The organism is Arthrobacter sp. GCM10027362 (assembly GCF_042679445.1).
GTDB lineage: Bacteria > Actinomycetota > Actinomycetes > Actinomycetales > Micrococcaceae > Crystallibacter.
Window position 1 is genome coordinate 1 of the sequence record NZ_JBHTML010000182.1, and the last position, 7,606, is coordinate 7,606.

A 7,606-nucleotide genomic window follows, 5' to 3' on the forward strand; every position below is an offset into this window, starting at 1 on the left:
CGCTTCCCGGGCGGCGGCGGTGACCGCCGCGGGATCGGCCGCCGGGGCGGTAACGGCCAGCGGACTGGTGTCGAAGAGGACCTGGCTGGCCGCCAGGGCCGCCTGGGCATCGGCACCGCTGACCAACTGCGGGGCCGCCGGGGCGGTGTTCAGGTACACCTGGTCCGCGCTGCGCTGCGGCATGCCCGCCTCCGCCGCGGCCGAGGCACCGGTTTCGCCTGCCGGGCCGGGACCGGTGCAGCCCGAGAGCGCCAGCATGGCGGCCAGTGCTGCCGCCAGGGGCGCCAACAGCTTCCGCCGGAAGCCGTGTCCCGGTTGCATGGAACCCCGTGTGCTGGTCATTGCGCCCCTTTCGCCGCCGGCCTTACTGACAGCGTAGGCGCACAGTGCGGTTACCGGGAGGTATCCCACGCGTCAGCCGAAGATGTTCACCGGCTTGACGATGTCCGCGTAGATGAGCAGGGCGCCCATGCCCATCAGCAGCACGGCGACCACATAGGTCAGCGGCAGCAGCTTGGCGATGTCCACCGGACCCGGATCCGGGCGGCGGAAGAGCCGGGCCACGCGCCGCCGGAGCCCCTCCCACAGCGCGCCGGCCACGTGGCCGCCGTCCAGCGGCAGCAGCGGGATCAGGTTGAAGACGCACAGCGCCAGGTTCAGCGAGCCCACCAGCCCGATCAGCGATGCCAGCCGGGCCTGCAGCGGCACCTCCTGCATGGCGCTGATTTCGCCGGCGATCCGGCCCACGCCCACCACGCTGATCGGCCCGTTGGGATCGCGCGGTTCGTCGCTGAAGGCCGCCTTGGCCACGTCCACCAGCCGCTGGGGCAGGTGCAGCACCACGCCGGCGATCCCCTGCAGGTTCTCCCCCACTGCCGGCAGCACCGCCGACGCCGGCTGCGGCACCAGCGCGGTGGCCGGGCCCATGCCGACAAAGCCTGCCTGCTCGGTCACCTGCTTGCCGCCGGCGTCCAGCACCGGCTGGTTGTTCCCGTCCAGTACGGGGCGTTCGGTGCGGATCGGCGTGATGGTGGTGCTGATGGTGCGGCCGTCGCGTTCGAGCACGATCGGCGTCTTTTGGCCGGCGGCGTCCCGGATCCAGCCGGTCAGCTCGTACCAGTCGGTGACCGGGCGGCCGCCGAAGGACACGATCGTGTCCCCCGGCCGGATACCGGCCGCCGTGGCCGGGGCCACCGGGTCCGAGGGCAGGCACTCCGTCTGGCCGGTTGCGGCCTGCGCGGATGCCGGCACCACGCACTTGTAGACCTCGGACACGGTCGCGGTGGGCTGGGCGGTGCCAAAACCCATGATCACCGCCCCCACCAGCACCGTGCCGATCACCAGGTTCATGAAGGGGCCGCCGAGCATGATGATGATCCGCTGCCAGACCGGCAGCTTGTAGAACACCCGGTTTTCGTCGCCGGGCTGCAACTGCTCCGCGGCGGCGCTGCGCGCATCCTCGGCCAGCTGCTGGAACATGCCGGTGCTGGAGCGGCGGACGGTCCCGGGTTTGTCCGCAGTGTCCTTCGCCGGCGGATACATCCCGATCATCGAGACGTAGCCGCCCAGCGGAATGGCCTTGATCCCGTACTCGGTCTCCCCCTTCCGGCGCGAGAAGAGGGTCTTGCCGAAGCCGACCATGTACTGGGTCACCCGGACCTTGAACAGCTTGGCCGGGACCAGGTGGCCCACCTCATGCAGGGCAATGGACGCGGCGATGCCCACCGCCACGAGGAGCACACCGAGGATGAAAAGCAGAACCGTCACACCATTCCTAAACGTTCGTGGGTACGCACCCGTGCCCAGTGTTCGGCGGCCAGCACGGCCTCGACCGTCAGCCCGGCCGAGCCGGCATGTTCGCCGACGACGGCGGCCACGGTCTCGACGATCCGGGGGAACCGGATCCGGCCGGCGTGGAACGCGTGCACGGCCTCCTCGTTGGCAGCGTTGTACACGGCCATGGCCGTCCCGCCGGCCGCGGCGGCTTCCTTGGCCAGCCGCACTGCGGGAAAAACGTCCTCGTCCAGCGGCTCGAAGGTCCAGGTCGCGGCGGCGGACCAGTCGCACGGCTTTGCCGCGCCCGGCACCCGCGCCGGCCAGCCCATGCCGAGCGCAATCGGCAGCCGCATGTCCGGCGGCGAGGCCTGGGCGATGGTGGAACCGTCCACGAACTGCACCATGGAATGGACCACCGACTGCGGATGGACCACGACGTCGATCCGCTCCAGCGGCACGTCGAACAGCAGGTGCGCCTCGATCACCTCCAGCGCCTTGTTGACCATGGTCGCCGAATTGGTGGTCACCATGCGCCCCATGTCCCAGGTGGGGTGGGCCAGCGCCTGTGCCGGCGTCACGGCCGCCAGCCGTTCCCGGCTGTAGCCGCGGAACGGGCCGCCGGAAGCGGTAAGCACCAGCCGCTCCACCTCCGCCGCCGAGCCCGCGCGCAGCGCCTGGGCCAGGGCCGAATGCTCCGAGTCCACCGGCACGATCTGCCCCGGCCTGGCCGTCCGGCGGACCAGGTCGCCGCCGGCAATCAGGGACTCTTTGTTGGCCAGGGCCAGCAGATGTCCCGCCTCGAGGGCGGCCAGCGTCGGGGCCAGGCCGATGGAGCCGGTGATCCCATTCAGCACGACGTCGGCGTTGGCCCAGGCGGCGATCCTCGCCGCGGCGTCGGGGCCGGCAAAGAGTTCGGGGGCGTAGCCGGCCGCCCCGGCGGCGGCCGCGGCCTCCTTGATGGCCAGGGCCAGGTCCTCGCGCGATCCGGCGGCGATGCCCACGGCCTCGGCCCGGGCCTGCACGGCCTGCCGGGCGACCAGCTCCAGGTTGCGGCCTCCGGCCGACAGGGCCGTCACCGTGAACCGCTCCGGTGCCGCCTCCACCACCTCGATCGCCTGCGTGCCGATCGAGCCGGTGGACCCCAGCAGCGCCACCCGGCGGGGCGACACGGCGGGGAGGGCGAAGGCGGACGGCGGGCCCGGGTCGTTCAAGTCCATATCTTCCAGTATCCCGCACCCGGTGGCCGGGCCCGCCGTCCCGCCCGCGTTTGTCCGGCACCCTTCCCGCCGCGCAGCGGGAAGGGTGCCGGCAAGCCGCCGGCTACTCGATCAACGGCCTGCCGGCGCGGCGCAGGGTCTGCCGGGCGTGCCGGAGCAGCGGGGCGTCCACCATCCGGCCGCGGAAGCTGAAGACCCCCGCTTCCCCGCGGGCCGCCTCGAGCAGGTCCTCCGCGTAGGCGGTCTCTTCCTCCGTCGGGCGGAACGCGCGGCGGATGGGCCCGGCCTGGCTGGGATGGATGGCCGCCTTCGCGCTGAAGCCCGACGCCGCCGCGTCCTCGGCCTCGGCGGCGAGGCCCGCCAAATCCGCGATGTCCAGGTAGACCGAGTCGATGGCCGCCTTGTGCCGGGTACCGGCGGCCAGCAGCACCTGCGAGCGCGCATGCCGGGCGATGTCCCGGTAGCTGCCCTCCGCCGTCCGGCTGGAGGTGCCGCCCAGCGAGGCCACCAGGTCCTCGGCTCCCCACATCAACCCCACCACATTGACCAGGGCCGCCAGGTCGCCGGCAGCCAGGACCCCGCGCGCGGTCTCGCACAGCGCCAGGACCTGGTAGCCGCCGAGGCCGGCCAAGTCCCGCTCGCTTTCGGCCTTGGCCAGCATCACGGTCCGGTAGCCGGTCCGGCGCAGCACCTCCAGGTCTGCGGTGTGGTCCGCCGTTCCGGCGGGGTTGACCCGCACGATGGTCCGTTCCGGGTCCAGCGGGCGGGCCAGCAGCGCCTGCCGGGCGTCGTCCTTGTCGGCGGGAGCGACGGCGTCCTCCAGGTCCAGGATCACCGCGTCGGCCCGTTCCAGCGCCTTGGCGTAGCGGTCCGGGCGGTCCGCCGGGCAGAAGAGCAGGGCCGGCCCCATCAGGAAGGCCGCAGTCACGGCACCTCCCCCAGGCCGACGGCGCGCTCGGCCTGCTCGGCGTAATCCCGCGCGGCCTGTTCATGGGCCTCGCGCATCCACATCAGGCAGCTGCGGGTGGCCCGGGCCACAACATCGCCGTCCTGGTTGCGTCCGGTGTGGACCATGGTCACGATGCCCTGCCCCGGCCGCGAGGCGGAGGGCCGCTTGCCGGTGACCACGGTCTCGGTGTACAGCGTGTCCCCGGGGAACAGCGGGTGCGGGAATTCCACCTCGTGCAGGCCCAGCTGGGCGACGATGGTGCCCTGGGTCAACTGGCTGACCGACTGTCCGACAACGATGGCGAGGGTGAGCATGGAGTTCACCAGCCGCCGGCCGAAGGGCTGGGTTTCGGCCCAGGCGGCGTCCAGGTGCAGGGCCTGGGTGTTCATGGTGGCGGTGGTGAACAGCACGTTGTCCGCGTCGGTCACGGTCCGGCCGGGCCGGTGTGCATACACCACGTCCGTCTCGATTTCGTCGAAATACAGGCCGCGCTGGGTGATGACGCGCGGTTCGGCGTTCATGCCTCCGCCTCCTCGTCGATCCGCAGCTCTGCCCCGGTGGCGGCGATGACCTCGTCCACGGTGATGCCCGGGGCGGTTTCCCGCAGCACGAGGCTCTTCCTGCCGGCCTGGTCTACCACGTCGATCACGGCCAGGTCCGTGATGATCCGGTCCACGCAGGCGCGCCCTGTCACCGGCAGCGTGCAGGCCTTGAGGATCTTGGGATTCCCGTTCCTGTCCACATGTTCCATCATGATGATCAGCCGCTTGGCCCCGAAGACCAGGTCCATGGCCCCGCCCATGCCCTTGACCATCCTGCCCGGGATCATCCAGTTGGCCAGGTCGCCGTTTTCGGCCACCTCCATCGCCCCAAGCACCGCCACGTCCACGTGACCGCCGCGGACCATGCCGAAGGAGGTGGCCGAATCGAAGATCGCCGCCCCCTTGTTCAGCGTCACGGTTTCCTTGCCGGCGTTGATCAGGTCCGGGTCCACCTGGTCCTCCGCCGGGTAGGGTCCGACGCCGAGGATGCCGTTTTCGGAGTGCAGCACCACTTCGACGCCGGCCGGAATGTAGTTCGGGATCAGCGTGGGCATGCCGATGCCGAGGTTGACGTACTGTCCGTTCTGCAGTTCCCGGGCCACCCGGGCGGCCAGTTCGGTGCGCGAGCGTGCCATGGTCAGCTCCTTCCCGAGACGGTGCGTTTCTCGATCCGTTTTTCCACCCCGGGCGCTGCCACCATGCGCTGGACGAAGATCCCGGGGGTGTGGATCTGCTGCGGATCCAGTTCCCCCGGTTCCACCAGTTCCTCCACTTCGGCGATGGTGACCCTACCGGCCATGGCACAAAGCGGATTGAAGTTCATGGCCGCCGCGTGGTAGACCAAGTTGCCCAGCCGGTCCCCCTTCCAGGCGTGCACCAGGGCGTAGTCGGGGGTCAGCGATTCCTCCAGCACGTAGTCCGCGCCGCGGAAGCGGCGCACCTCCTTGGGCTCGGAGGCGACGACGACGTTCCCGGCGGCGTCGTACTTGCGCGGCAGCCCGCCCTCGCTCACCTGCGTGCCGACACCCGCCGCCGTGTAGAACGCCGGAATGCCGGCACCGCCGGCGCGCAGCTTTTCCGCCAGCGTGCCCTGCGGTGTCAGTTCCACCTCGAGCTCGCCGGCCAGGAACTGGCGCGCGAATTCCTTGTTCTCGCCCACATAGGAACTGATGGTGCGCCGGATGCGCCCGTCGGCCAGCAGCACGCCCAGGCCCCAGTCATCAACGCCGCAGTTGTTGCTGATGGTCTCCAGGTCCTTCGTGCCGGCCTCGTGCAGGGCCTGGATCAGCGCCACCGGAATCCCGCACAGGCCGAAGCCGCCCACGGCCAGCGAGGCGCCGTCCGGGATGTCGGCGACCGCCTCGGCCGCGCTCGCCACTACCTTGTCGATCACTGCCGCCTCCTCCTAGAGTCCCAGCTCGCGGGCGATGAGCATCAGCTGGACCTCGGTGGTCCCCTCGCCGATCTCGAGCACCTTCGAATCCCGGTAGTGGCGGGCCACCCGGAACTCGTTGATGAACCCGAAGCCGCCGAAAATCTGGGTGGCGTCCCGGGCATTGTCCATGGCCGCCTCGCCCGCCACCATCTTGGCAATCGCGGACTGGGTCTTGAAGGGCCTGCCGGCCAGCAGCCGCGCCGCGGCGTCGTAATAGGCCAGCCGTGCCGTATGCGCGCGGGCCTGCATGCGGGCGATCTTGAACTGGATCGCCTGGAACTGGCCGATGTTGCGGCCGAAAGCGGTGCGCTCCTTGGCGTAGCGCACGCACTCGTCCACGCAGCCCTGGGCGGCGCCGACGGCCAGCGCGGCGATGGCGATGCGCCCCTCGTCCAGGATCTGCAGGAAGTTGGCATAGCCGCGCCCGCGCTCGCCGAGCAGGTTGGCTTCCGGCACGCGGACGTCCTCGAAGCGCAGCGGGTGGGTGTCCGAGGCGTTCCAGCCCACCTTGTTGTACGCCTTCTCCGCGGTGAAACCGGTCGTGTCGGTGGGGACCAGGATGGTGGAGATCTCCTTCCTGGCTGACCCGCCGGTTCCGGCACTGCCGGTCACGGCGGTGACCGTGACCAGCCGGCTGATCTCCGTGCCGGAGTTGGTGATGAATTCCTTGCGCCCGTTGATCACCCAGTGGCCTCCCCCCGCGCTGCCCTCCAGCCGCGCGGTGGTCTTGGTGCCGCCGGCGTCGGACCCGGCCTCCGGTTCGGTCAGGCCGAAGCCGGCCAGCGCCCGGCCGGCGGCCAGCTCCGGCAGCCACTGCCGCTTCTGGTCCTCGGTACCGAAGCGGTAGATGGGCATGGCGCCCAGGGACACCGCCGCCTCCAGCGTGATGGCCACCGACTGGTCCACCCGGCCGAGTTCCTCCAGGGCCACGGCCAGGGCGAAGTAGTCCCCGCCCATGCCGCCGTACTCCTCGGGGAAGGGCAGCCCGAACAGGCCCATCTCCCCCATCTGTTTGACGATCCCGTACGGAAAGCTGTGCTCCTCGTCGTGTTTGGCGGAGGCCGGGGCCACCACCTCGTTGGCGAAGTCGCGGACCGTGTCGGCGAGGTCCTGGTAGTCCTCGTCCAGTTCGAAGTCAGGCATCGGTTTGCTCCTCCGTCGTCGCTGCCGGCCGGATGACGGCGACCAGCTGGCCGGCCTTGACCAGGTCGCCCGGCTGCACGCTGACCGCGACCTCGCCGGACAGGCCGGCGGTGAGCTGGTGCTCCATCTTCATGGCCTCGACGCTGAGCAGTGTCTGGCCGGCCGCCACCTCGTCCCCGCTGCGCACCGCCACCGCGGTGACGGTGCCGGGCATCGGCGAGCGCACCTCCGGCGAAGCCTCCCCTACGTCCCGGGGGCGCTGCCCGAGCGCGTCCCGCAGCCGCTGTTCGCGGTCGCTGAGGTGCCAGGCCATGGTCCTGCCGGCGTAGTTGAGCCAGAGCACGCCGTCCTCTCCCACCGCCCAGGTCGCCGGCTGGCGGATGCCGTCCACCGTCACGGCGCCGGGGTGGAGCCTGACCGTCATGGCGGCGTGGCCTTGTGCCCCGCCGTCGACCTGCACCCGGGCGCTGCCCGGCGTTCCGGTCACCCGCACCTGCCGGTGTTCCCCGGCGGCGGCCAGGTCCACCAGCTGTGCGGCGGGGGC

The 7,606-nt window shown here is 71.1% G+C and carries 8 protein-coding genes and 1 pseudogene; all 9 read right to left on the reverse strand.

Translation table 11 applies throughout. The features are described from left to right. Positions 1 to 342 (reverse strand): annotated as a pseudogene (locus ACFQ36_RS18690) (hypothetical protein); the annotation flags it as partial. A gap of 72 nt (positions 343 to 414) precedes the next feature. Next, positions 415 to 1,767, reverse strand: coding sequence for a M50 family metallopeptidase (locus ACFQ36_RS18695; RefSeq protein ID WP_377016345.1), 1,353 nt, complete (start codon positions 1,765 to 1,767; stop codon positions 415 to 417). Then, complete coding sequence (gene dxr, locus ACFQ36_RS18700; RefSeq protein WP_377016357.1) at positions 1,764 to 2,945, reverse strand: 1-deoxy-D-xylulose-5-phosphate reductoisomerase; 1,182 nt, start codon at positions 2,943 to 2,945, stop codon at positions 1,764 to 1,766. The genes ACFQ36_RS18695 and dxr overlap by 4 nt, the downstream gene beginning before the upstream one ends. Positions 2,946 to 3,096: 151 nt before the next feature. Beyond that, on the reverse strand, positions 3,097 to 3,903 hold the full coding sequence (locus ACFQ36_RS18705) for an HpcH/HpaI aldolase/citrate lyase family protein (RefSeq protein ID WP_377016359.1): 807 nt from the start codon (positions 3,901 to 3,903) through the stop codon (positions 3,097 to 3,099). Positions 3,904 to 3,917: 14 nt separating this feature from the next. Then, positions 3,918 to 4,463, reverse strand: coding sequence for a MaoC family dehydratase (locus ACFQ36_RS18710; RefSeq protein ID WP_377016347.1), 546 nt, complete (start codon positions 4,461 to 4,463; stop codon positions 3,918 to 3,920). Further along, positions 4,460 to 5,119, reverse strand: a complete 660-nt coding sequence (locus tag ACFQ36_RS18715) for a CoA transferase subunit B (RefSeq protein ID WP_377016349.1) — start codon at positions 5,117 to 5,119, stop codon at positions 4,460 to 4,462. The genes ACFQ36_RS18710 and ACFQ36_RS18715 overlap by 4 nt, the downstream gene beginning before the upstream one ends. A 2-nt stretch (positions 5,120 to 5,121) precedes the next feature. Continuing rightward, entirely contained in the window at positions 5,122 to 5,877 is a 756-nt protein-coding gene (locus tag ACFQ36_RS18720; RefSeq protein WP_377016351.1) for a CoA transferase subunit A, read from the reverse strand. Between the two features lie 12 nt (positions 5,878 to 5,889). Further along, the gene (locus ACFQ36_RS18725) at positions 5,890 to 7,062 is read right to left on the reverse strand and encodes an acyl-CoA dehydrogenase family protein (RefSeq protein ID WP_377016353.1); all 1,173 of its coding nucleotides are present in this window, start codon (positions 7,060 to 7,062) and stop codon (positions 5,890 to 5,892) included. Then, on the reverse strand, positions 7,055 to 7,606 hold a 552-nt coding region (locus ACFQ36_RS18730; RefSeq protein ID WP_377016355.1), incomplete at its 5' end, for an acetyl-CoA carboxylase biotin carboxyl carrier protein subunit. The genes ACFQ36_RS18725 and ACFQ36_RS18730, both read right to left, overlap by 8 nt.

What these genes read in the sequence shown, in the direction of transcription:
- ACFQ36_RS18715 (WP_377016349.1), bottom strand. Translation starts at nt 5,119, where the DNA reads ATGGCACGCTCGCGCACCGAACTGGCCGCCCGGGTGGCCCGGGAACTG.
- ACFQ36_RS18725 (WP_377016353.1), bottom strand. Translation starts at nt 7,062, where the DNA reads ATGCCTGACTTCGAACTGGACGAGGACTACCAGGACCTCGCCGACACG.
- ACFQ36_RS18710 (WP_377016347.1), bottom strand. Translation starts at nt 4,463, where the DNA reads ATGAACGCCGAACCGCGCGTCATCACCCAGCGCGGCCTGTATTTCGAC.
- ACFQ36_RS18705 (WP_377016359.1), bottom strand. Translation starts at nt 3,903, where the DNA reads ATGGGGCCGGCCCTGCTCTTCTGCCCGGCGGACCGCCCGGACCGCTAC.